15 protein-coding genes are annotated in these 25,469 nt (G+C 60.5%); 7 read left to right on the top strand and 8 right to left on the bottom strand.

Features of this window, described 5'->3' with window-relative positions:
* The first annotated feature begins 4 nt into the window (after positions 1-4).
* Complete coding sequence (locus PQG80_RS17635) at positions 5-850, top strand: carbohydrate ABC transporter permease (RefSeq protein WP_271752751.1); 846 nt, start codon at positions 5-7, stop codon at positions 848-850.
* Between the two features lie 33 nt (positions 851-883).
* Here the strand turns inward: PQG80_RS17635 and PQG80_RS17630 are convergent, their stop codons facing one another.
* Together PQG80_RS17630 and PQG80_RS17625 are read right to left on the bottom strand one after the other, a co-directional pair.
* Positions 884-2,557: an ABC1 kinase family protein gene (locus PQG80_RS17630; RefSeq protein ID WP_271752750.1), complete on the bottom strand. Its 1,674-nt coding sequence runs from the start codon at positions 2,555-2,557 to the stop codon at positions 884-886.
* Positions 2,558-2,570: 13 nt separating this feature from the next.
* A complete protein-coding gene (locus PQG80_RS17625) occupies positions 2,571-2,888 on the bottom strand; it encodes a phasin family protein (protein WP_271752749.1) in 318 nt (105 codons plus the stop codon).
* 207 nt (positions 2,889-3,095) lie between these two features.
* Here PQG80_RS17625 and yhbH point away from each other — a divergent pair, with 207 nt between their 5' ends.
* The 5 genes from yhbH (at position 3,096) to PQG80_RS17600 (ending at position 9,147) form a co-directional block, all read left to right on the top strand.
* Positions 3,096-4,241: a sporulation protein YhbH gene (gene yhbH / locus PQG80_RS17620; RefSeq protein WP_271752912.1), complete on the top strand. Its 1,146-nt coding sequence runs from the start codon at positions 3,096-3,098 to the stop codon at positions 4,239-4,241.
* Between the two features lie 81 nt (positions 4,242-4,322).
* Positions 4,323-4,502 carry a hypothetical protein gene (locus PQG80_RS17615; protein ID WP_271752748.1) on the top strand — a complete coding sequence of 60 codons (180 nt, stop codon included), beginning with the start codon at positions 4,323-4,325 and terminating at the stop codon, positions 4,500-4,502.
* Between the two features lie 107 nt (positions 4,503-4,609).
* Entirely contained in the window at positions 4,610-6,256 is a 1,647-nt protein-coding gene (locus PQG80_RS17610) for an SGNH/GDSL hydrolase family protein (RefSeq protein ID WP_271752747.1), read from the top strand.
* Between the two features lie 120 nt (positions 6,257-6,376).
* Positions 6,377-7,408, top strand: coding sequence for an ABC transporter substrate-binding protein (locus tag PQG80_RS17605; RefSeq protein ID WP_271752746.1), 1,032 nt, complete (start codon positions 6,377-6,379; stop codon positions 7,406-7,408).
* Between the two features lie 122 nt (positions 7,409-7,530).
* Positions 7,531-9,147 carry an AraC family transcriptional regulator gene (locus tag PQG80_RS17600; RefSeq protein ID WP_271752745.1) on the top strand — a complete coding sequence of 539 codons (1,617 nt, stop codon included), beginning with the start codon at positions 7,531-7,533 and terminating at the stop codon, positions 9,145-9,147.
* A 109-nt stretch (positions 9,148-9,256) separates the two neighbouring features.
* On the opposite strand, the gene PQG80_RS17595 is transcribed toward PQG80_RS17600, so the two are convergent.
* Both PQG80_RS17595 and PQG80_RS17590 read right to left on the bottom strand, forming a co-directional pair.
* On the bottom strand, positions 9,257-11,059 hold the full coding sequence (locus PQG80_RS17595; protein ID WP_271752744.1) for an S-layer homology domain-containing protein: 1,803 nt from the start codon (positions 11,057-11,059) through the stop codon (positions 9,257-9,259).
* 97 nt (positions 11,060-11,156) lie between these two features.
* Entirely contained in the window at positions 11,157-17,267 is a 6,111-nt protein-coding gene (locus PQG80_RS17590; protein WP_271752743.1) for a DUF4962 domain-containing protein, read from the bottom strand.
* A gap of 354 nt (positions 17,268-17,621) precedes the next feature.
* Between PQG80_RS17590 and PQG80_RS17585 the strand changes: the two genes are divergently transcribed.
* Complete coding sequence (locus PQG80_RS17585) at positions 17,622-19,028, top strand: extracellular solute-binding protein (RefSeq protein WP_271752742.1); 1,407 nt, start codon at positions 17,622-17,624, stop codon at positions 19,026-19,028.
* Positions 19,029-19,032: 4 nt separating this feature from the next.
* Here the strand turns inward: PQG80_RS17585 and PQG80_RS17580 are convergent, their stop codons facing one another.
* The 4 genes from PQG80_RS17580 to PQG80_RS17565 all read right to left on the bottom strand — a co-directional run bounded on the left by PQG80_RS17580 (position 19,033) and on the right by PQG80_RS17565 (position 25,239).
* Positions 19,033-21,063 (bottom strand): family 20 glycosylhydrolase, encoded by a 2,031-nt coding sequence (locus PQG80_RS17580; RefSeq protein WP_271752741.1) that lies wholly within the window; start codon positions 21,061-21,063, stop codon positions 19,033-19,035.
* A gap of 717 nt (positions 21,064-21,780) precedes the next feature.
* The gene (locus PQG80_RS17575) at positions 21,781-22,647 is read right to left on the bottom strand and encodes a carbohydrate ABC transporter permease (RefSeq protein ID WP_271752740.1); all 867 of its coding nucleotides are present in this window, start codon (positions 22,645-22,647) and stop codon (positions 21,781-21,783) included.
* Between the two features lie 12 nt (positions 22,648-22,659).
* Entirely contained in the window at positions 22,660-23,568 is a 909-nt protein-coding gene (locus tag PQG80_RS17570; protein WP_271752739.1) for an ABC transporter permease, read from the bottom strand.
* Positions 23,569-23,655: 87 nt separating this feature from the next.
* Positions 23,656-25,239 (bottom strand): extracellular solute-binding protein, encoded by a 1,584-nt coding sequence (locus PQG80_RS17565; protein ID WP_271752738.1) that lies wholly within the window; start codon positions 25,237-25,239, stop codon positions 23,656-23,658.
* Positions 25,240-25,469 lie beyond the last annotated feature (230 nt).

The raw sequence follows: 25,469 nt of genomic DNA, 5'->3' as shown, positions 1-25,469 counted from the left end.
GAGGATGAATAGGGGACTTCGCAACCCGGCCGCCAAAACGATATTTTTCGCGATCCTGCTCGCATGGAGCTTTGCCGTGCTGTATCCGCTCGCATGGACGCTGCTGGACGCGTTAAAGAACAACGCACAGTTTCTCGCTAACGCGCCCTGGGCGCTGCCGAAGCTGCCGCTGCTCTGGTCGAACTTCTCGTATGTATGGGATAAATACAACTTCGACGCTTACTTCATCAATTCGCTCGTCATCACGGCCGGATCGACCGCGCTCGGGCTGCTGCTGTCGGCCTCGACCGCCTACGTCATCGCCCGCTATTCGTTCAAGGGCAGCGGCTTGCTCTACCTTTTTTATATCGCCTCGATGATGGTTCCGTTCGTCCTGGCGCTTATCCCGCTTTTTTTTCTGCTCAACTCGCTGCATCTGATCAACACGTGGATCGGCTTGATCCTCGTATACGCGTCCAGCGTGCTCGCCTTCGGCGTGTTCGTCCTCGTCGGGTTTTTCAAGTCGCTGCCCAAGGAGCTTGAGGAGTCCGCCGTCATCGACGGGGCCTCGTACTATGGCACGTTCTTCCGGATCATGCTCCCTCTGTCGCAGCCCGGGCTCGTCACCGTCGCCATCATCAACGTCCTGAATATCTGGAATGAATATGTCGTAGGCACGGTGCTGATCAACGACCCGAAGCAATATACGCTGCCGGTCGAGATCGGCGTCCTCCAGGCCGAGATGCAGTACCGCACCGAATGGGGACCGCTGTTCGCCGCGCTGCTGATCACGATTATCCCGGTGCTCGTGGTCTACATTTTGTTCCAGCGCAAGATCGCGAGCGGCATCACGGCCGGCGCGGTCAAATAAAGCCAGGCCGGCCGCAAGCGCTGCCGGCCCGCGCTAGAATTTACCGGAACGAATGATGGCAAAAATGAGCCAGCCGAACATCAGCGCGGCGATGACGAAGCCCGTCTCGATGATGGGGAAGCGCCAGATCGACGTCTCCGCATGTCCGAGGGCGGCGCCGATGATGAGCCCGGCCATGATGATGCTGAGCGCCAGCAGCACGATGCTGAACGAGAGACGGTTGCCGATGCGGCTCAGCTTGCGGGTGAGGGAGTCGGCATTCCCGAGCTCGACCTCGGCCCGCAGGCGGCCCTTTTGCACCAGCGACGACCACTGCTTAAGACCCGCCGGCACGTCGCGGATGAGGTCCGCGAACTCGGGCGCCTCTTCGAGCCACGCCATGGCGATCCGCGACGGACTGAGCTGCTCGCGCAGCAGCTTCTTGCCGAACGGCTCCGCCACGTCGAAGACGCTGAACCCCGGATCGAGCGCCGACACGACGCCCTCCATCGTGAGCAGCGACTTGCCGAGCAGCGTCAGCTCCGCCGGGATCCTGATCTGATGGCGGAACGCGACGGCGAACAGGTCCTGTACCGCTTCCCCCATCGAGATCTGGTCGAAAGGAACCTTGTAGTACTTCTCCCGCATCTCGTCGATATCCGCGTAGAGGCGTTCCTCGTCCGCCGTCTCCGGGATGGCCCCCATATTGCCGATCGCGCGGAGGACGCCCTTGGTGCTCTGATTGCGCAGCGCGATGACGAAGCCCGCGAAGTTGCGCTTGGCGGAAGGCGTCAGGCGCCCGACCATGCCGAAGTCCAGCAGCGCCAGCCTGCCGTCCGGGAGCGCGAGCACGTTGCCCGGATGCGGATCGCCGTGGAAAAAGCCCTCGACGAGCGCCTGCTCGAAAATGGTCGCCGCATAGCGTTCGGCGAGCAGCCGCCGCGGCAGCCCCGCCGCGTCCAGCAGCGCCCGGTCCGAGAGCTTGATGCCTTCTATGTAGTCCATCGTCAGCACCCGCCGCGAGCAATAATCCCAGTGGATATCCGGCACGTCCACATGCGGCCACTTCTCGCTGAGTCTGGCGAACCGCTCGCCGTTGCGGGCCTCTGCGCCGTAATCCAGCTCGGCGCGCAGCGCCTTGGCGAGCTCCTCGACCATATCCCGCAGGCGGTACTGCCTGGCCCACTCCAGCCTGTGCTCGGCGAGCCGCGTCAGGTCCGCCAAGATCTCCAGGTCCGTCTCCATCTGCGCCGAGATGCCGGGCCGCTGCACCTTCACCGCGACCTCCGTCCCGTCCCTGAGCGTCGCTCGATGTACCTGGCCGATCGACGCGGCCGCGAGCGGCGTCTCCTCGAACCGGGCGAACATCTCGTCCAGCGGCGCGCCGAGCTCCCGCTCGACGATGCGCGACGCCTCGTCGAAGGAGAACGCCGGCACCTGGTCCTGCAGATGCTCGAGCTCCTTCAGGATCGACGGCGGGATCAGATCCGGGCGCGTGCTCGCCAACTGCCCGAGCTTCACGAAGGTCGGTCCCAGCTCCTCCAGCATGAGGCGCAGCCGCTCTCCGACGCCCTTCGCCCGGATGTCCCTGCGCTCGGTCACGCGGAAGATCGCGAGCTTGTCGACGATACCTAGCTCGTCGGACACGTAGCCGAACCCGTTGCGCGCGAGCGCCGCCGCGATCGTCCGATAACGCCTGAGCTGCCGAATCCGTTGCCCCGCGCTCATGACCGCACCGCGCTCACATTTCCGCCTGGCGCATCTTCTCTTCGAGCGCTTCCAGCCTGAGCTCGACGGCGGCCAGCTTGGCCGCGAGCTCCTCGCGGGTCGCGTACCGGTTGTCGCCCCTGAAGGCGCCGGCTTTCTCCTGCGCCATCGCTTCGATCTTGCTGCGCGCCTCAGCGCCCTTGCGCATCAGTTCGTCGACGAGCCCCTTGGACTCCTCGCGCCCGACTTCCCCTTTTTTCACCAGTTCGTCGACCGTCTTCTCGATCTGCTCCTTGCTCGCGACCACGACGCCCAGCCCCAGCGAGATGAACCTCTGTATCGTATCCTTCACCCGTCCCACCGCTCCTTTTCGTTTGTCATCATTTTCATGATGATTCAAAAACTTCTTTTTCATCCCTTTACCCCATTGTATGCGACTCAGAATCGGAAAATTAAGCGGCCCGGCGCACGCAGCCCCAATTCGCACACATCGTACGGCCGAAGCCGAATATATTAAATCCATACCGGAGCAGAAGGCCGAAAAGGGGTGCGAAGTATCGTGAACAAGCCGTCGTTCATCCTGTCGAGAGAAGATTGGTCGCTTCACCGCAAAGGCTACCAGGATCAGTCGCGTCACCAGAAAAAGGTCCGCGAGGCGCTCAAGCAGAACCTGCCCGACCTGCTGTCCGAAGAAAATATCATCATGTCGAACGGCAAACAGATCATCAAGATCCCGATCCGCAGCATGGACGAATACCATATCGTATACAACCATAATAAGAAGAAGCATGTCGGCCAGGGGGACGGCGACAGCCAGGTGGGCGACGTGCTCGGCACCGACCCGGCGGCGAAAGGCGGCAAAGGCGATGGCGCGGGCAGCGAGCCTGGCGAGGACGTCGTCGAAGCCGAGATCTCGATCGCGGAGCTCGAGAACATGCTGTTCGAGGAGCTCGAGCTGCCTTACCTGAAGCGCAAGGACAAAGAGATCATCGAACAGTCCGAGATCCGGTTCACGGACGTGCGGCGCAAGGGCATCATGTCCAACATCGACAAGAAGCGCACGATCCTCGAGAATCTGCGGCGCAACGCCCGGGACGGGCGCTCGGAGATCGCCGGCATCTCGCCGGACGACCTGCGGTTCAAGACCTGGGAGGAGATCGTGAAGCCGCAGAACAATGCCGTCATCATCGCGATGATGGATACGTCGGGATCGATGGGTTCGTTCGAAAAGTACTGCGCGCGCTCCTTCTTCTTCTGGATGACCCGCTTCCTGCGGCGGCAGTACGAAAAGGTGGAGATCGTTTTTATCGCGCACCATACCGAAGCCAAAGAAGTGACCGAGGAGGAGTTCTTCACGCGCGGGGAGAGCGGCGGCACGATCTGCTCCTCCGCCTACATCAAGGCGCTCGAGATCATCGACAGCAGGTACCCGACGTCCAGCTACAACATCTACCCGTTCCACTTTTCCGACGGCGACAATCTGACGAGCGACAACGAGCGCTGCGTACGGCTGATCAAGGAGCTGCTGAACAGGGCCAACATCTTCGGCTACGGCGAAGTCAACCAATACAATCGTTCGAGTACGCTCATGTCGGCCTACAAGCATCTGGACCACCAGCAGTTCCTCTACTACGTCATCCGCGAGAAGTCCGAGGTGTACAACGCGCTGAAGACGTTTTTCAAGAAGCGGGAAGTCGTCGTATAAGCACGAGAAAGCGATCGCCCCCCTCTCGGGAGCGATCGCTTCTTCGCCGTAAGCGGAAATCGAATTAAGGAGATGAGCCTTATGATCGCTTGGAGCCGATTGATGCGGAGCTTAATCGTCGGGATCATCGTCGCCGCGCTCGCGATCGGGCTGCTGCCCTTCCTGTTCGCCGATCTGATCGGCGACCTGAGCGGCTTGAACGAGCTGGATTCGAGCCCTTTTTACACACTCATGAACAAGTTTATTCGCTGGGGAAAGTAGAGGCTTCACAATATTCAATAAGCGAATGTACGATTATCTATATAGGTTCGGAGGGAAGCGTTTTACAATAGGGAGAAATTAAACAGAACTCGAAGGAGTGACTCCCCTTGAACGCGCAGGTTTCCGGCCTTTCCGTCGTCTCTACCGTTCCCGCGTCGATGGCGGTTGTCGTACGACCCGGCATTCTTGCGATAGCGGACCGCGTCATCGAGGTGCCTCGAGAAGCGAAGCTGGCGATCCGGCCGGCCGGGCGGAGGCAGTACCGCGACCAGGTCTACAAGATCCGCGGCGAAGGTACCGCCTCTCCTTCCTGGTGGAACGGCGAAGATATTCGCGGCAGCGGCGGCGTGCCCTACCAGCGCATGGTACCGGGTACGCTGTCGGTTTATTCGAGCGACCGCGAGACGAAGTATGCGCCCGATGCCGACTATACGTACGACTATCATTGGGGTACCGTGAAGCGAATGCCTGGCGGCCGCATCGCTGAGGGCGAGACGCTCTCGCTCGATTATGCGGTCTGGCTATGCCGGTACGACGCGGTCGTACTCCATGACGACGGTACGCTGGCGGTCGTCGAAGGGGATGTCGACGCCCCCGATTCCAGAGAGCTTCTGCTGCCCGAGCCGCCGTTCGTCAGGGAAGGCTTCGTGCTGGCCCATATATTCACCGGGTGGGGGCAGTCCTGCGTCTATGGCGGGGAGAGCGCGCTGTCGAGCATGACCACGTCCGCGCCGCCGGTCATGCTCCGCGGCCGATTCGAGGATATGACGCGCCGGACGTACTATGTCGAGATCGAGCCGAATCCCGGCGGCCGTCCCCGGATCCGGATCGGCGCGAGTGGCGAAGACTACGGCACCGGACTGACGCTGGCGCAGGAATCCCTGCGCTGGACGACGCCCCGTACGTTCGAATGGAGCGAAGCGCTCCCGCTTGTCATGGAGACGGCTTACGGCTTCGAGGTCGACTGGGGACTCGAGCTCGCTTTTACGCACCCTCCCCGCGACGGCGCCGAAGCGCGCCTGAAATTCACAATCGAAGCGATCCCGGAGATGATCCTGAATCGCCGAACCGAGCTTGCCGGCGCCTCGCCGTCGGCGTCGATTCCGCTGGAGCAGACCGGTCATCTCGACGCATTCCGGCAAGCGCTGGCTTCCGGGCGCGCGCAGCGCATCGCTTTTTTCGGCGAGAGCGCGACCCGCGCGGGCTTGTGGCCCTATCAGGTGATGTCGGGCCTCCGTGCAAAGTACCCGGACGCCAGACTGTTCAGCTCGAACGTCGCGGTCGGCGGAGAGCAATCGGCCATGGGCATTCATCGGCTGGAAAAAGAGGTGCTTGCGACGGCGCCCGACCTCGTCGTGCTCGAATATCTGATCAACGACGCCTGCTCCGGTCACGTCGAAGCGGATATCGAACGGACGGTCAGAGCGATCTTGGAGCGAATCCTCGCATACGGCGCGGCTTGCATGATCGTGATGGCGAACGGCGTCAATCCGCTCTTTACGAAGCACGGCGCGAAGCGCAATATTCGCCGGATTTACGCGTTGTACCGCAGACTGGCTGCCGAATACGGCGTGGCTTTCGTCGGCGGGTTCGAATACTTCGACAATCTGCACCGTTACGGCAAATATTTCGTGACGGAACTCAAGGGCAACATGGTCAACCACACGTTCGGAAATGAAGATATTGCTTGGGGACCGTTCGACCGCGTCCTGGGCGTAGCGATGCTGGAAGCGCTGCTGGGAACCGAAAGCTAATAATTTGTATAAAAAATCCGCGATAAAAAGTGCATTGTTTCCCATTCCCCCGTGCGCTACCCTAGGTTTATTGACTGAGAATGAATATCAGTGATAATACAACCAGGGGAGAAATGAGAAATGTCCGGATGGATGAAGAAAACGGCGTTAACGATGGCGGCTGTATTGTGGGTAGGTTTATTAGCGGGATGCGGGGCCGGGGAGGACAAGCCAAGCGAGCCTTCGACGCCCTCCGTCTCTCAGAGCGCAGCGGCGGAAAACGCGCAGTCTTCGCAGGGGGCGGCTGCATCGGGCGCCGAAGCATCGGCGGATGACGAAACGCGGGTCGTCACGGATGAATTCGGCGAAGTGACCGTGCCTGCGCATCCGAAGCGGATCGCGGCCATCTATCTGGAAGACTACTTAAAGGCGCTGGGCGTGACGCCGATCGTCCAGTGGTACAATCCGAACTGGGGCAAGCAGGACTATCTGAACCTGGACGCCCCCCTGTTCGATACGACCGGCAGCATCGAGGCGCTGCTCGCGCAAAGTCCAGATCTCATCATCGTCGACGGCGCCGTGGATCGGGCGGCCTACGATCAATATGCCAAGGTGGCGCCGACCTTCAGGCTGCCCGAGGACATCCTTCAGAGCTCGGAACAAATTCTGAAGACGATCGGCGATGTCATCGGCATGCCCGAGAAAGCCGAGAGCGTGGCTGCGGCCTATGAAGCTAAGGTAGCGGACGCCAAGGCCAAACTGGCGCAAGCCGTCGGCCAAGAGACGTTAGCGGTTATCCGCGTCAATGTCGGCGAGCGGACGATCGCATTGTTCGGCGTCAACAACCGTTTTGTGGGCAGTCTTTTGTTCGACGAACTGGGGCTTACGCCGCACCCGATGGTGAAAAAAATGACGGAATTCCAAGAGATTCTATCCGAAGAAGCGTTCTCGCTGCTGGATGCGGATCACATCATCGTGATTCCGTCCAACGGAGACTGGCAGACGGCAGACAATCAAGAGGCGTTTTCCTTGCTGGATAGTCCGCTTTGGCAATCGGTGCCCGCTTTCAAAAACGGCCATGTGTACAAGGTCGAACGCAGCCACTGGCAGAGCGGCGCGATCACGGCGAACGGCATGAAGATCGACGATCTTCTGAAGCTTATGGTGAAGTAAAGAAGAAGCGAATATAAGCATTCATATCGGGGGCTCTTCAATTTTAGGATTGAAGCGCTCCTTTTTTTTATTTAAACTAGACGGATAATAGTTGAGAATGATTATCAATTGTGGAGGCCCCGATGACAAACGATTGGCAGAACGGTGCGGCGACGCCTGCTAAGGGAGCGGTTCAGCTCCGACTGGCGGATACAGAAGCATTTCAAATCGAGGCCGGACGAGCGAACGCGATGTCGTCAAGGGTCTATATGATGCTATTGATCACGGATGGTGTCGGACAGGGGCTGCTGGAAAATAGAGAGGCCGCCCTCCTGCAAGGCGCCTGCCTGATGCTGCATCCTCTTGCGATCTGCCGGCTGGAAGCCGGAGAAGCTGGGCTGACGGGCTACCGATTCGAATTCGATACAGCGGGGCTTCAACATTCGGCCGCGAGTATGACCGGACTTGCGACGCTCGATGATTGGCTCGTTTCGTGGGTGCACCAATTTGGCGATTCCGCTGGCGGCATGCTGCTGGAGGCGGAGCAATTGCACCGCAGCCGGATCGAAGGCGACGAACTGGAACGGCTGGAACGGCAGATTCGTTTTCAGTCCCTGCTGCTCTCCATGCTTAGAGCTTACCGCAGCTCGGTAGCCGGCGAACATTCGCAGCGGCAGGCCGTGGCCCGCTCTATCGAATATGTAAGAGCGCATTACGCGCAGCCGATGTCCATCGGTCGGCTCGCCGATATGTCGGCAACCAACCGTTGGCGCTATACGCAGCTATTCAAGGAAGAGACGGGACAGCTGCCGGTCGACTTCCTGAACACCGTTCGTATCGACAAGGCGCAGGAGCTGCTGCTGCTGACCGGCGACAAGCTGAAGCAGATCGCGCTGGCGGTCGGATACAGCAACGAATATTACTTCAATCGAAAATTTAAGCAAAAAATTGGAATCACGCCTGGGCAGTACCGCAGCCGGAACAGCGGAAAAACACGCATTTTCGCTCCTTTTATGGAAGATTACCTTGTCGCGTTGGGCGTTACGCCTATCTTGCAATTTTTCCATCGCGAATGGGGCAGACAAGAATACTTGGGGCTGTACGGCGTGCCCGACTTCGATATAGTAGGTGACGATTGCAAGGTCCTCTCCAGCCATCAGCCCGACTTCATCCTCTTGAACGAAGGTCACCGGAGATGGAATTTGGAGCAGTACAGCCGGATATCGCCCGTTTTTAAAATTCCCTTTGCCGGGGAAGATTGGAGATTGATGCTCAGATCGATCGGAAATGTCCTGGGCAGACAGCAAGAAGCGACGGCGGCCGTCGAACGGCTGGAACGTCAAATCGCGGAGGCTCGTTTTCGGCTGGGGCGCCATTCAGCCAAGGAGTCCGTAGCCGTGCTGAGAATTTCGGGGCAGTCGATCGTGCTGTACGGCGGCGGAGATTGCGGCTATACGGGACCGCTCCTCTACCGCGGTCTCGGTCTAACCGAGCCGGACCTTGTACGCAGGTTGGCTTCAGGCGTTCGAAGGGTCAGTCTGTCGCTTGAGGAGCTGCAGGAGCTGGATGCCGATCATTTGTTCATTACCTTCGAGGGCGAAGAAGAGGGCCGGGCATTGCTCGATTCCGGCGTATGGAAAAGTCTGCGCGCCGTCAGAGCACGCCGCGTGTACGAGGTCGATTTTCTTGCCTGGATGAACTATGGCGTACTATCCCATAGCCGCAAGATCAGCGACGTGCTGCAGGCCATGGGCAGGTGACGGAAGAAGCGCGACGATCGCGAAAAAACCCGGCTGCGAGGCGGAAATATCGCGCCTTCGAAAGCCGGGCTTTGGTGCGAGTCAGGCCATGTGAAACAGAATCGCAATCTTATAGCAGCCGGTACAATCGGTACAGCATGACCGCCGCCTGCGCCCGGGTCGCGGGCTTGGCCGGCGCGATTCGGTCTCCGCCGACGCCGGTCAAGATGCCGGCCGCGTGCAATGCGTCGACGGCATCGCGCGCATAAGGCGCGATCGCGTCGCTGTCCGCGAAGGCAAAGGCGGATGGATTGCCGGTGGGCGTCGCTTCATCGTCGTCGCCGGTTCGAACGCCGGCGAGGCGAAGCGCGCGTTCCATCATGACCGCCATATCCTGGCGGCTGATCTCGTCCCGGATGCCGAAGCTGCCGTCCGGGCGGCCGCGCGCGATGCCGAGTTCGGCCGCCGCGGACACGGCGCCGGCGTACCAGGCGTCTGCCTTCACGTCCGTGAAGACGCCAATGGACGTACCGTCCCTCGCATCGAGCGCGCCTGTCAGCATCGCGACGAACTCCGCGCGCGTGACGGGCCGGTCGGGCGCGAACCGATCCGCGCCGACGCCGCTTACGATTCCGCGCGCGGCAAGCGCCTCGATGCCTGATTGCGCCCAAGGCACGCGGTCCAGATCCGCGAACGTCAGGGAAGGCGCCTCTCCAACGGCGTACAAGCTGAGATGCCGCGGCTTAAACGAGACGCGGCCTGTCGCGGAATCGTAAGCGGTCCGCTTGACGATCTCTCGTCGTCCGTCCTCTTCGACGAAGTAAGCGACGATGCTTGCTTCCGATTCGCCGGGATCCGGCGTATAGGGCAGGCTCACCGTCACGGGCCAGCCGTCGCCGAATGGACCGATCGGCCGCTCGTCCGCCGTCAAGGCGAAGTCGTAAACCGGCTGATCGCCGATGCTAGCCGACGCCGCGGCAGGCAGCGTCGCGACGTCGACGCGGCGCATGGAGACGCGCAGATTCGACGCTTCCTCCCCTGCCAGGGACAGCAGCCTGGCCGGATCGAAGGCGATCGTCGCCAGGCCGGCGTCGATCTCGATCCGCGCCGGGCCTCCGGCACCGCGCAGCTCCGCGAGCGGCAGATCGACCGCTACGGAGGCGGCCGATGCGCCCGGATCCACGGCGATACGGACCGTACCGCCCGGCGCTTCCGCGAGCGCCTGCGCGAACCGGTCGGCCGGCACCGCGGCGACCGCCGTTCCGTCGGCATCCGGCGCGGCCGCCGTCAGACGGATGACCGATGGCGAAGCAGACGACCCGCGTCCTGCGAGAGGCGTCGGCGTCGGACTACCCGTCGGCGTTGGCGCCGGACTACCCGTCGGCGTTGGCGTCGGGCTACCCGTCGGCGTCGGCGTTGGCGTCGCCGTGCCGTCTGAGACGCTCACCTGGACGGAAGCGCCGGACTCATACGTCGTCGCAGCGAGGTCCGCATCCAGCAGTTGGACCGCCGTCAGCGTGATCCTTGCTTGGCCGGTCCCCGTCCCAGAAAACGTAAAGGAGGCCAGATCGGCATCGCCGGTTACCGCCTGTTGTCCGCCCTGAAGCGCGTAGGCGAACGTCACTGCGTCCCCGCTGCGCGTTTTCGCGGAAAATCCGTTTCGCTGGAGCAGGTTGCGCTCCGACTGCAAGGTCAGCCCCGCCGTCTGGCCGCCAGCCGCCGGCTGTACCTTCAGACGCAGCTCGTAGGCGCTCGTCTCCGGCAGCCCGCTCGCGCTTACCTTCACCGTCACTTTGCCGCCCGGCGCGATCGATTCGGCCGATGCCGCGACCCGGAATACCGGCATTTCGGCCGCTGAGGCCGATCCGCCGACAGGAAGAGCCAGGCCTGCGACAAGCGCGAATATCCATACGTATAACAAGGTGCGCCTCATTCGGTCCGCCTCCGTTCAAAGGATATAAGAGGAGGAAGGCAAGGCGCCTTCCTCTCCAAGATTCCATAAGCCGTTAACCCCTGCGAAAAAGCGGAGATTACTCGCTCTCGATCAGCTTCTGCGAGACGAAGCCCAGCTCATAGAGCCCGACCGCCCCGTCCCCGTCCAGGTCGTACGCCGCCGACCAGCCAGCCTCGCCTGCGTGTTGGCCGTAATGGCCGGCCACGATGCCGACGTCGCCGATGTCGATGCCGCCCGAGCCGTTCAGGTCGCCCGTATCGGCCGCGATAACGTACTGCCCGAACTTCTGCAGCGCGGCCTGCAGCGCAGCGATTGCCTCGTCAGCTTGCGCCTCCGTCGTCTGCGCGTCGGCCAGTACGGCCTGCGCCGCGGCGATCGCCGTCAGTAGCGCCGTCCGCGCGGCGGCCGGATACTGCCCGGTCGCCATGCCGGTCTCGGATTGATCGTATGCCGCCTGCGCCTGCGCGATCGCCGCGGCCAGCTCCGCGTGATCCGCAATCGCCACTGTCAGCGCGGCGCCGCTCAGATCCGCGTCCAGCACGCGGCCGTCGCCGTCGGACAGCTTGAGCCGCGTGACCGCGATCGTACCGCTCCCCGAAGCCCCCGCTTTGGACTTAAAGGTCAAATCGAGCAGCGGCACGTTGCCGGATATTGCATTTTCCGCGCCGGGATTCGCCAGGATCAGCCTGACGGTACCCGCCTCCGGATTGTCGACGGCCGATTGGACGACGGTCGTCTCCTGGACCGCAGAAGCGTCGACATATTCGAAACGGGATTTGTCGTAGCTCACGACGACCTCCTGCGCGGACACGTTGTGCACGCTGGCGACGGACAGCCTGACGGCGAACGACTCGCCCGACCGCGCCGTGCTCGGTCCCGTCAGCAGCGCCGCCGAGTCGTTCACGACCGTCACCACGGCCTGAGCCGGAATGCCGGTTCCCGCGACCGTGCCGGTCACCGTAAACGTGCCCGGCACCGCGTACTGCGAAGGATCGACCGAAGCCCAGGTCACAGTCGCGGGACCCGTCGTCTGTTCGGCGTAGACGGCCGTCACCGTCTGCGGCAGTTCGGGCGCCGCGCCGACCGGCGTCACGACGATGGCCGGCTCAAGCTCCGTGATGACATGGACGCCGATCGTCTTGCCCGGCAAGCTGACGGCGCCAAGCGTGACGCCTGCCTGATCTTTCGACGCCGCCGCTTCAATCCGCACTGATCCGAAGCCGGAGGCGCCGGCTTTGGTCCGAAGCTGCAGCAGCGCCAGCGGCCCCGAGCCGCCAATCGGACCGCCGTTGTCTACGGCGAAGGACACCGTGCCTTGTGCCGGATCGTTCAAGACGCCGGTCAAGGTGATGCCCGGACCTGCCGCTTCGACGCCGACATAATCGAACAAAGCCGGATCGTATCGCAATGACACGTTCTCGTATACGGCGTTCGTCACGCTGCCGACGCCGATCGCGACGGGGACAAGCTCATCCTGGCCCGCGTAATGCGGACTATCGAGCGTGAATGCCGGCGGGGTCGTCGCCTTGTACAACGCCATATCGTCAAACGTATATTCACCCGTATACCGCGTGCCGGCAAAGGCTACCGCGTTGACCGAGCTCAGCGTCGGGGTATTGAAAGGAAGTCCGTTGATTCTGTAAATGCCGTTCGTTTTATCGAGCGTTCCGGGAGCGTCGACCGGTCCCGCGTAGCTTTTGAGCGCATCCGCTTGATAGATGAGATCGTAGGTCTTCGTACTGGTGTCCATCTCGAACCTCACCTTGATCCACTGGTCGAGCGGAATCTTGAAATCGCCGTTTTTGGACGGGAAAGCCACGGCCTTCGTCGTTCCGTTTTCCGGTATGCGATAAGAAACGGTGCCCGTGCTCCCGCCGGAAATTCGGACGGCGTCCGCGTTGCCCGAGACGACCTGCAGCTCATAGTTGCCCGAGTCGGACCGGCCGAGCGCCTTCGACTTGAATTTCGTCTCGAAGACGACCTTCCCGCTCACGGCCGGGATCACCTTGGATATGCCGGGGGCGCGACCGTATTCGTTTTGAAGATCGTAGTACGAGTCCGTAAGCGTGAGGACCTTGTTGCCGTCTCCGGCCGCGGTGATCGCGATCGACGTACCGTGCCCCGGATCGACGGTCCATCCGTTTCCTGCCGGACTCGTCCCCGCGGCCATCCCTGTAAACGGCTCGTAGAAGCCGTTGCCGTTCATGTTAGCGCCGGGCGTGCGAACCGTGACGGACGGTCCGTCCTTCGTCGCATTGCCGGCGGTATCGACCGCTTCGAGCTTGAAGCCGTAACTGCCGGATGGCTGCAGGCCCGTGACTTCGTAGGTCGTGCCCGTCACGGATGCCAACTTCGTCGCCGCCGCGCCGTCGATTCGATACAAGTCATAGGCGACCGGCTGCCCGGAATTGTCCGTCGCGCTGCCGCTCCAGGACAGCGTCGCCTTATCCGGGAAGACGTTCGCGGCGCTCAGGACGGCGCCTTCCGCCCATACCGGCGCGAGCGTATCGGTCGTGACGACGTCGAGCGCCGGGCTGTCGTGCGATTCATTGTCGCTCGTGTCGATCGCTCTGACCATGATCTTGTAGCTTTTGCCTGCGGTCAGCCCCGTTAATTGGGCTTCGGTGGAGCCGGCCGGCACCGTCTTCGCAAGCTGGCCGTTCGAATAGATCCGGTATTCTTTAACGCCGACATTGTCGGTCGAGCCGCCCCACCGGACCGTCGCGCTCGTATTCGTCTTGGAGACGAGCTGCGGCGCGCCCGGCGCCGAAGGCCGGATCTCGTCGTCCTTAACCTCCACGAGCCCGATCCAATCAAGGTTCATCGATGCGACGGAGTTCCACATCGTCAGCTTCAGCGGCCCTGCCGGCAGCAGCGCCCCCGTCTTCACCCGGATCGACTTCCAGTACTCGGGCAGCGTACCGAAGTCGACCGTCTTCGGCGCTTCGAAGTAATAAGCGTTGTCGCCCAGCTTCGCAAGCCTGCTCGTCAGCGCTCCCTCGGGGGCGTCCCAGCCCGCCACGTATTTGAGGACAAGGTCGTAGCGTCCTTGCTTGGGCACGTTCAGCGTCCAATCCAGCCATTGGCCCTTGTTCGTCCAGTTGCTCACGCCGACCCCGCCGGACAAGAACGGCCGATTCGTATATCTGTTGAGTGTGCCGCCGCTAGAATTTTGAAAGGATTCGGCCTCCGCGAACACGCTCAGCATATCGCGCACGGCGTCGTAATCGTCCCGTACGACGGTCTCGGCCGGGGAACCCGATCCGGCCTTGAGCAGCGTCAGCGGACGGTCGGCCTCGCCGCGCAGCAGAATCGCGGCGCCAGGTTCGAGATACGGCGCGTTCTGGCCGCCATGGCGCTCGAAGGCGAAGCCCGTCGGCGCCTCGACGACCTGATAGAGCCCTTCCTCGTTCGTCAGCTTCCCCCAGGCCACGCTCTCGCCTTCGATGTCGCTGCGGGCCTGCAGCGAGACCGTCTGAGGGGCGCCGTTATCGCTGACCTGCAGCTCGACGTTTTCCAGCGGCTGCGAGGACGGCGCGTCGTTCAGCTTGAAAGTATGCGAGCCCTTCTCCGCTCTAACCGTGAGCTTGTCGGCGGCAGCCTGCCAATAGACGCCGCGAAGCGCGATCGAAGCATCAGGCGTGCCGCTGTGCGCGATATCTTCGCCGTTCACGTCTCGGACGCGGACGACGCCCGGCGTCTGCACGGCGACGTTGATCTCCTCCGTGCCGGAGATCGACAGCTGCCGGTCGCCGAAGGCGATCGTCGCGGGCTTGTCGCTCGACAGGAGCGTGACGCCGTCTTTGACGAGCTTCGTGCCCGACACGAGCATGACCGAATCTCCTTTGACCGCGGCGGCTTCGCCGTCGAATCGAATGGAACCGGTATCGATCTCGCCGCCGTTCGTCATCCGGACATACACGATCGTACCGTCCTCGAAGGTCAGCTCCATATAGCTCCCATGATTTACGGAGACGACCTCCGGCGCTTCGCCGCTGGACGGATATACGCCCATCGTCGAGACGATCGTCGTTTCTTGAGACTTGGGCGTGATGAACGCCGCATGCATCTGATTCGGAATATTGACGTCTTGGGGCCTTACCTCCACGCCCTCCGCGTTCAGATACCGGTTATCCACCGTAGCCCGTATATTGGCCGGAAAGTGAATTCTCGTCTTCAGCGCGGCCCGGCCCTCGACGATGGTCGCGCCGGCTTGATCCGCGTCCAGCTTGAGATCATGCTCGGCGTGAAGTACCCATTCGAATTCGGAGCCGGCCGGGTTCGCCGACTTCAGACGATCGATCACGACGAACGAGTTCGGCCTGACGTACAACAGGTGACGCACGGCTTTGCCGATGCCGCCCATATAGGCGGCGGTCGCATCTCCGCTCGTCGCCGCGAAGCCGGCGCTGTCGACGAAGCCCGTGACCGTGCCGTTCGCGTCGAGCTTGTTGATCGGCTGGCCTTGCCTGCCGTCGAACGTGATCGCGTTGCTGGACAGGGTCTGGCGGGTGTATTGACCATGATGCGGCGCGTTGAAACCAAAACTTTCGTAATAGCCGGCTTTGATCGCCAGCGGTTCGCCGTACGCGTTGATGACGAAGCTGTTCTGGTCGGCGTGGCTGTGGACGTAGCTGCCGTACGGACTCGACTTGAAGTACATCGAGACGCGGTCGGGGTTGACCAGGTCGGAGTGCATCGCGACCACGCCGATATCCTTGAACCACCTCGACTTCGGCAACTCGACCGGCGGCTCCGCCGGCAAGTCGGGGTCTCCGTGGAAATAGGTGTACAGCTGATCGATCGGCGTCGCCCCTACTGCCTGCGCGCCCCATTGCAAATGCGGATCCTGATACATCTGGGCGGCGCGACGGAAAAACGAGACGTTGTAGAAAGTAGGCGCCTCCGTGTTGCCGTCGCCGATGAGGCCATGGGGCGACCCGTGCGGAAACGCATACAAAGGAAAGTTGCCTTCGTTGCGGGCAAACGCCTTGTCGTACAGATTGAAACCTGTAGCGTACAGCAGGACGTCCATGGTCTCTTTATTCGAGAGGTTCGCACCCTGCCAGTAGCCGGTCCCCATGGACCACCCGCCATCCTCTCCGCCCCATGGCGGCAGCAGATTGATATAGGCCGGCGCCAGCATCCGGAACCAGGACTCCGCCTGATCGACATCGTGAAGCATCGCTGTCGCGATGACCGTCAGGAGTCCGAACGAGGTCCAGCCGTGCGAATCGTACGGATTTTTGAACATCGAGTGGACGTTGAAAAGGTCCGCGATAAGCGTGTTCGTGCGTACGGTGACCATCGTCTGTACGTTCTGGATGTCGGCAGGCGCCAGCCTGTCGTAGATCCAGTCGTAAGCGATCGCGGCCTTATTGACGATCGCGCGATGGATCTGATCGTCCGTGACGTAGCCGGTCGTGCCGTTCGGGTCGGTGTTCCAGCTTGCGATCGCAAGCAATTGGCGCTTGGCGCTGTCCCCGAATCGCGTATCGCCGGAGATCAGGTACGTGAACGCCGCGTTCATCATTTTCGTCAGCGACTCGTCGACATACCTTTTGTCTACCGCGGTAACCGTGGTAGGTTCGACGGGAACGAAGTCCAGATTAGCAAGCGCTTGCGAGCGTCTCCGTTCGTAAATGGTCTTTCCTTGGCCCGTGGAGAGCGCCCGGAAGTCATCCAGCGTGTCGGCAGTCGTCCAAATGCGCGGATGCGCGTCCGGCACGCTGTTCACCAACGTATCGACTGGCGGCACCGGGAACGGCACCGCATCCTCCTCGATCCGGAACTTGCGCGGCGCGGTCCATTCGGATGCCGTCCCGTCCTGATCGTACCGGACTCTCCAATACCAGGTGCCGGCATCGAACGAGACCGGAAAGTTATAATAATTGGTCGTAAGCGCGGCCGCCTCGTGCGCGACGGTCGCGAAGTCGCTCGTGCGGGATACTTGAAGCTGATAGCTGTCCGCGTTCTGCACGAGCGGCCAGCTGAAGTCGGGCGGGCTTTGCGAGGTGACGAGCGAATCGATCGGCCGATAAGGCATGTGCGCGGAATCCGTAAGTTGCGGCCACGCGGGCGCCGCTGCCGACGCGCGGGCCGGGCCGAGCAGCGAATGCGGGAATACCCCGCCGATCATGAACAATACGAGGCCGAGGGCCGTCCAACGTTTGGCGTTTACTCTCATTTTTGCCTTTCCCCTCTCCGTGGATATGCAGGGCGGACAAGCATGATGCGGTCTTCGCTAACGGATGAAGCCTTTCGAAAATACGAAACCCGGTGGCCAGACGCGTTCGCGATACACCCCCATGAAGTGAAATTATCTGAGGCTTAATAATTTGTTTATAAATAATAAGTCAAAATAAAATGCCCCAGATGTGACCCAGTATAACATATGGAAATTCATTTGGAACACAGTTTCCTCGCGAAAATAGCGGTTTGTCGCGTATTTATTTTTCGATTAGAATAGGGTCATAGCTAGGTCCTAAGGTACGGGAGTGCCTGCAAGCCCGAATTTCAAAATCCGCTGATGAGGTGCGTCATGACCAACCGACCGAAGCGCACGACGTTCAAGACCCGCATGGACGACATGCTCGCCGCGCTCGCGAACGACATCGCGACGGGCAAGTATAAGCAAGGCGAGTTGCTCCCCTCCGAGATCGCGCTCGGAGAGCAATACCGGCTCAGCAAAAAGTCCGTCCGCAAAGCGCTCGATAAGCTCGTGGACCAGGGGTACATCGAAAAACAGCCGCGGGTCGGCGCCCGTGTTCTTGCTATGAATCCCGGAATGCGTACGATCGTTAAATTCGGCTACTACCCTTCGCTCGTACAAGACGCGAATCTGAATGCGTTGATCGACGCCTTTCGCGCGCGATATCCGCATATACGCGTCGAGATGATCCCGTTGCCGTTCACCCAATATTCTCCGACCATGCGCGAGAGCATGGAGCGGGAAGCGATCGATTTGGTGACCGTTAATCTGCAGAACTACGAGCAGTTTCAGGATCGAAGTCTTCATCCGGACGCTTTCGAGCCACTCGAGCCCATCGACGGCATCTATCCTTTCCTGACCAAGCCGTTCACGACGGACGGCACGCTATACGTACAGCCGTTCGTTTTTTCCCCGATCGTGCTGTGCTACAACAAGAGCCATTTTCGGGAAGCCGGCTTGTCCGAACCCGACAGCGGCTGGACGTGGGCCGACGTCGGCCGGGCGAACGAAGCGCTCTCCCGCGGACGCGACCGTCTCGGCTTTTTGTTCAATCTCGCCTCTACCAATCGCTGGCCGCTATTTTTGCTTCAAGAAGGCTTTAAGTTCCGGACGGAGCCGGATGGCAGACCGATCTATCGGGACGCGCATCTCATTCGATGCCTGGAAAAAGGCCTCGGCTACGTGGATGACCAGTTGGCCTCGCTGTCCATGACGGACGAGGAAGTGTCGGAGCGTCTGTTCGTCCATCAGAAGGTATCGATGATCGTTACGAGTTACTTCCGCATGAACGCGCTGCGTCAATCGGGGCTGGACTTCGATATTTCTCCGCTCCCTTACTCGAAGGAAGCCCGCACGCTATTGCTGGTCATCGGCCTCGCGATCAACAAGCATGGCGCTTCCAAGCAGGCGGCGAAGACGCTTATGGACTTTCTGCTATCCCAAGAGTCTCAACTGAGCGTTCGCAGGCATACGCTGAGCATTCCAAGCCTGAGATCAGCTGCCGAAAACAGAGAACATAAGGACGAACGGCCTCTTCGTTTTCACATGTACCGCGATATTATCCCGACCTTTCATTTTCATGGCGACCTGAACGCGACCTCCGCTTCGCTAAACCGGATGAACCATGAGCTGACGCTATTTTGGACAAAACTGGAGGATGCGGAAACCGTCCTTCAGCGGCTGGAGGACATGGAAAAGCCCGCCTCCGAATCGGAGCGGGCTTCTACGTCGATCTAGCGGGTCAGACGATGCCGCCTTCCCCGAGGATACGGACCAGCGGCTTGCGGGCCGCTCTTCCGGCCGTCCAGGCGGACGACATCGGCGCGGGCTGGATTTCCTTGACGAAAATGTTGGCTGCCGCCGGGTCGTCCACCGTCAGGCGGACGCGCGCAACGGTCTTGCCGGGAAACGGGTTTTGGAGTATCCAGCGATAATACGTGCCCGCCGGCGTACGCACGGGGCGCGTCGTATAGGCGGCTTCCAGCAAGGAATCGTCGACATTGTAACCGTCCTTGCTCAGCGGGTCGTCGTCCGGCACGACGCGTTCCCAGCCGCGTTCGATGCCCGAAATATTCGTGCCGTAGCAGATCGGAGCTTCCGCCTCGGTGCCGTCGGCGTATACGAGCGTGTACGCGCCGATCCGGTACTCGTTCTCGTCCAGGAAGATGCCGTCGAAGAAGCGTCGGTACGGCCAAAAATCGTCCGTCGCGTGCACGATCTCCACGTATACGGTGCCCGAATCGGCATCAGCGTCCGCCGCGCGGCGCTTAAGGAACCGGTAGCGGTCGCGGAACAACGCTTCGAACGACGCTTCGGCAACGTTCGCATAGTCCTCTTCCTCGTAGTCCGCCCGCCAGAACATACAAGCCGAATAAGCCATCGAAAAAAGAATCCCGTTGCGCTGCAGATTTCCTTCTGCGGTCTCGCTCCAGTTCGAGATGATGCCGCCCTGCGCGCCCGCGCCGAGCCGCTCCTTCCAGTTCAAAAAGGAAGGACCGTCGAAGTTCCCGTAGACGAGCCGCATGCCGCGCTCCAGGAACAGCTTGTCGTACGCCGCGTCGATCTGCCAGTACCAATGAAGCATATGAATATCCTTCGGCACCCGATCGATCGCCGTGTAGGTAGGCGGGATCGTCTCGCCGAAGGGCTCGCCCGTCTCGTGGTTCTTCATCGGACGCTCCGCGCCGCCCCATGGCTTGCCGCTCGTATCCTTGGCATCGATCAGCTTCTCGCACCAGATCATCGTCTGCACGCCCTTGTCCGCGAGATACGCATGGATGCGCCGCAGATCGCCGGCATACAGCTCTTCGGCAGGCTTGCCCTTGCATCGCTCGCACAGGCCGATGCTGTAGTACTCGTCGTGGCCGACGTGAACCGTCTGGGGCTCGAATACGTCCAGCACCTCGTCCAGCACGTCGAAAAGCAGCGCGTACGAGCGTTCGTCGGACGGGCAGTACGTGTCTGGATACGGATCGTTCTTCCGCTCCGCGAGCTCCGGATGATTGATCAGCAAGTAGTCGCAATGGCTGAGCGAGGGCACTTCGGGAATGACGTCCATAAAGCGCGCTTTGCAGTATCGTACAAGCTCCCGCACCTCGTCTTCGGTCAGGAAGCTTCCTCCCCCGTTCTCGACATGCATCGAATTTTTGTACCACGGGAAGGTCTGCTCCTGGATGCGGATCGTCTTGCCGCTGTATTCCCGCATCTCCGCGCAGTAACGAACCCAGCCCTCGTTGATCTCGGGATGGCGCTCGTACGCCATCGCCCCGCCGACCTCCAGCATGACCGTGTTGTACTGGAAGCGGCACAGCATATCCACGAAACGTTTAAAATAAGCGATGCCTTCGCGCGTCGGCAAATACAACTTCACGCCGCGCACGGGACAAGTCGGCCGATTATAGACGAGTCCGTGTCGGACGAAGCCCTCTTCGGCCATTCGGACCAGCGTCGCCGCGCCGTACATCAAGCCTCGTCCGGAAGCGGAATAAACCGTGATCGCGTCCGCCTCGGCTACGATCGCGTAGGCTTCCGGATCGTCCGTCATCGCGACGCCGAATTCGCGCTCGATGCGAGCCGCAAGCTCGGCCGGCCACTGCACGCGGAAGGTCACGCTCCGATAGGCGGCTTGTCCCGCATTCGCAACGACGGCTTCCGACAGCACGCCGCCAACGACGCCGGAGTCGCAGACCACCTCCGTATCGGGCGTAAGATAGGCGCCTGTCTCCGCCAACGCGGCATGGGCGGTCAAGTAATCCTTTACGGGGATTTGCATCTCGTCTCCTACATCCTCTCGCGATGTTTACATTTAGGCCCGTATTAACGAGCGTACGGACTGTTTCCCATGATCGTATCACACCCGAGAATGCATGAATACGAGAGCACGATGACGAATACATGGAAAAATTTGACTGAATTAAAAAAGAACCCGGGAAGGTCGAAGCTCTCCTCGGGTAGATGATTAGCGGAAATTAGTTCCGCTATCGCGCACGGATCCGCCCGGGGCGAGCGCTTAGCGGAAATTAGTTCCGCTATCGCGCACGATTCCGCCCGGGGAGAGCGCTTAGCGGAAATTAGTTCCGCTAGCGCGCGCGGATCCGCCCAAGGCGAGCGCTTAGCGGAAATTAGTTCCGCTAAGCGCGCGATTCCGCCCGGGGCAAGCGCTTAGCGGAAATTAGTTCCGCTAAGCGCGCGATTCCGCCCGGGGCAAGCGCTTAGCGGAAATTAGTTCCGCTATCGCGCGCGATTCCGCCCGGGGCGAGCGCTTAGCGGAAATTAGTTCCGCTATCGCGCGCGATTCCGCCCGGGGCGAGCGCTTAGCGGAAATTAGTTCAGCTAAGCGCTCGATTCCGCCCGGGGCGAGCGCTTAGCGGAAATTAGTTCAGCTAGCGCGCGCGGATCCGCCCAAGGCGAGCGCTTAGCGGAAATTAGTTCCGCTATCGCGCGATTCCGCCCAGCGTTAGCGGTCAGCGGAGGTGCCACTCCGCCGCCGTCAGCCCTTCACCGAGCCGATCAGCACGCCGTTCACGAAATGCCGCTGGATGAACGGATAAACGACGAGAATCGGAAGCGTGCCCACGAGTATAAACGCATACTTTAGCGATTCGAGCACGATGCCCTGCTGATCGCTGGCAGCGCTCGTGATGGCGTCGCCGATCTGGCCGACCATGACGATATTGCGGATGACGAGCTGCAGCGGGTACAGGCTCTCTTCCCGCAAATAGAGCAGCGCATGAAAGAAGTTGTTCCAAATGCCGACGGCATAGAACAGCCCGATCGTCATCAGCACCGGCTTGGACAGCGGGAGCACGATGCTGAACAGCGTTCGCAGGTCGGATGAGCCGTCGATCTTGGCCGACTCCTCAATCTCAGTGGGTATGCCTTGGAAAAAGGTGCGCATCACGATGAGATTCCAGGTCGAGATGAGACCGGGCAGCACCATCGCCCACACCGTATCCATCAGATGGTAGCTGCGCACGACCAGGTACGTCGGGATCATCCCGCCGCTGAACAGCATCGTGAACACGATGAACAGCATGATCTGCTTGCTAAAGGTGAGCGTCCGCTTCGAGAGCGAGTATGCGCCCAACGACGTGAAAAAAAGCGACAGCGCGGTGCCCAACACGACGTAAATGATCGTATTTTTGTAGCCAACGAGCAAACGATTGTCCCGAAGCACCTCGGCATAGACATCGAACTGCAGACCCTTCGGCCAGAAGCTGACCTCGTTGCGGACGACGTAATGCGCCGAGCTGAGAGATACGGATGCCATGTGGATAAACGGAAACAAGGCCACTGCCGCGACGAAGGACAGGATGAGGACGTTGACGATATCGAAGACGCCGATGCGTTTAGTCATGAGAGTCGCTCCTTACCATAGGCTGGTCTCTCCGAGTCTGCGGCTCACCTGGTTGGCGGAGTAGACGAAGACCAGGCCGATGATCCCCATGAACAGGTCGATCGCCGTCGCGTAGCTGAAGTTGCCTTGAATGATCCCCATGCGGTATACATAAGTCGCGATGATGTCGGACGTCTCGTACGTGGCCGCGTTGGAGAGCAGGTACACCTTGTCGAAGCCGAACTCGAGGATTTTGCCGATTTGCAAAATAAACAGGATGACGATCGCTGGCGCGATGCCGGGCAGGGTCACGTGCAGCGTCTGCTTCCACCTGCTCGCGCCGTCCATGCGGGCTGCTTCGTACAACTGCGGATCGATCGAGGTGAGCGCGGCCAGGTAGATGATCGAGCCCCAGCCGATCTCCTGCCAGATTTCCGAACTGATATAGACCGTCCTGAACCAGGACGCCTGCTGCAAGAAGTTGACCGGCTCGAAGCCGAAGCTCTGGATGACATGGTTAATCCAGCCCGTGCTCGGAGACAGCAGCATGATGATGATGCCCGAGGCGACGACGGCGGACAGAAAGTGAGGCAGGTAGCTGACGGTCTGAACGAAGCGCTTGTATGCCTTCCACCGCAGCTCGTTGAGCAGCAGCGCCAGAATGATCGGCGCGGGGAACCCGAATACGACCTTGTAAATGCCGAGCACGAACGTATTTTTGATAATGTCGTAAGCGTCGGGGTTCTGGAAAAACATTTTGTAATATTTCAGCCCGACCCAGTCGCTTTTCCATACGCCTGCGAACAGATTGTAGTCCTTGAAGGATACGATGATCCCGAACATGGGGACATACTTGAACAGCACGTAGTACAGCAACACGGGGGCGAGCAGCAGGAAGTAAGTCCGGTCTCGCTTTAGATTCCGGATCAGCGTTGGCTTCACGGCTTCATCCCCTTTCCGCGGAATGGAGAGGCCGTCGGTCGATGCTCCGACGACGGCCCCGTTCATCATTGTTTTGCCGAATCCTCGTTATTGAGCCGCGGTTTGACGATCGAGCGCGACCTGATACGTCTGCAGCACTTTTTGCAGGCCGTACTTATCCAGCTCTTTAATGAAGTTGTCCCACTCGGTGAGCGGCGTCTCGCCCATGATGAACTTGCTGATGGACGTCGAGTAATACTTGTAGATGGCGTCGATCTGCGTAGAGATCGAATCCGTCTCTTCCTTGGACAGGATCGGCAGGGTGCTGGTGACCGGGAACTGATACTTCGGCGACTCGACGTAAGCTTCCCGCTCGCTTTCCTTGATCAGGGACAGCGGCGCTTCGAAGTCGAACCAGCCGTACGTGCCCGCCGACAGAATGCCGGATACGCGGCGCAGGTCGTTCGATTCCTTATAAACGTCGTTCAGCTTGCGCTTGCCGTCGACGATCGTGTACGTTTCGCCTTCCTTGCCCCAGCTTTGAATGTCGCGTCCCTTTTCCGAGTAGATATAGTCCAGGTAACGCAGCGCGGCGTCCAGATTTTTCGTATTCGAAGCGACGGAGAAGCCGTAATCCTCGTAACCGCCCTGTGGAAGGTAAGCCTTGTCGCCCGCGCCGAGCGGCGGCGCCATGAACTTCAGGCGCCCTTCGGTCAGCTGGTTGTTCATCGTCTCGATCTGACCGATGTACTGAACGCTGATGAACGATTTGTTCGTGGCCATGAACTGCGTCCACGCCTTGTAGTCCATCGACAGCCAGTCCGGCGGGAACAAACCTTCTTTGTAAAATTTGTTCAAGTATTCGATCATCGTCTTGTAGTTCGGGCTAAGCGGCCCGTACGTCATCTTGCCGGTCGTCTTATCCTTCTGTAATTCAGGCAAGATTCCGAAGGACGGGGCGAAGATGGACAGCGTGCCGAGGCCGTGCCGGAACACGAGCGGGTAGCTGTCCGGATACAGCTGCTTCAATTTTTTGGACGTCTCATAGAGCTCATCCCAGGTTTTAGGCGGCGTCAGTCCGTTCTTGTCGAAGATGTCTTCGCGATAGAACCAGACCAGCTGGTTGCCCGCGCCGGCGCCGTCGTTGATGATATTCAGGATCTTGCCGTCCGGCTGCGTCACCCGCATCTTGATGACGGGATGGCTGTCCAGGTAAGCTTTAACGTTCGGCATTTTGTCCATGTGCTTCGACAGATCGAGGAAGGCGCCTTGCGAGCCGAACTTCTGCACGTCTCCCGGGAAGACGGACATGACGTCCGCCATATCGCCGGACGAGACGGCGAGCGCGAGCGCTTCCGACGGCACGGTCGTCGTGGACGTCTTTTGCTCGACGGTGATATTCGTTTCTTCCTTCACCCATTTCCAGACGCCCCAGTCCGCCTGAGGCGGCCATGCGGTCGAATATTCGGTGAAGATCGAGATCTTGGCCGGCTCCGGCAGCGCCGCGCTCGGCGATGCGGATGCGGAGGCGCTGCCGCTAGCGGAGGCGCTGGCGCTCGGCGATGCCGCCGCGGAGCTGGACGCTCCCGCATTGTTATTGTTGTTGCCGCTGCAGCCCGCCAGCATGGCGGCGGTCAGCGCGGAGGCGACCAGGACGCCTGCGGCGCTTTTGCCCGTCGTTTTCTTTTTCATAGGAAACCCCTTCCCGAATGGTTTGCTAAGCCGATGGAGCGGCTGCGCTTACAAAGGCGGCTCGGCGCGTTTGCTTTTCGTCCGCCGCCTTATGCAACCCATCGTAAACAGCGTCCGGCCGGTCCGTAAATCACCGGAAAGCGGCCATTTTGCAGCTTTTTTCGGATAGTCGAAAAAAAGCCCACTTTTCTAAACATCAGCCTAAACGCTTATTGTCGTACGTGCCGCCC

This window comes from Cohnella rhizoplanae, assembly GCF_948329515.1.
Lineage (GTDB): Bacteria > Bacillota > Bacilli > Paenibacillales > Paenibacillaceae > Cohnella > Cohnella rhizoplanae.
Note: the sequence above shows the minus strand (reverse complement) of the source record. Positions and strands in the feature narration are given on the sequence as shown.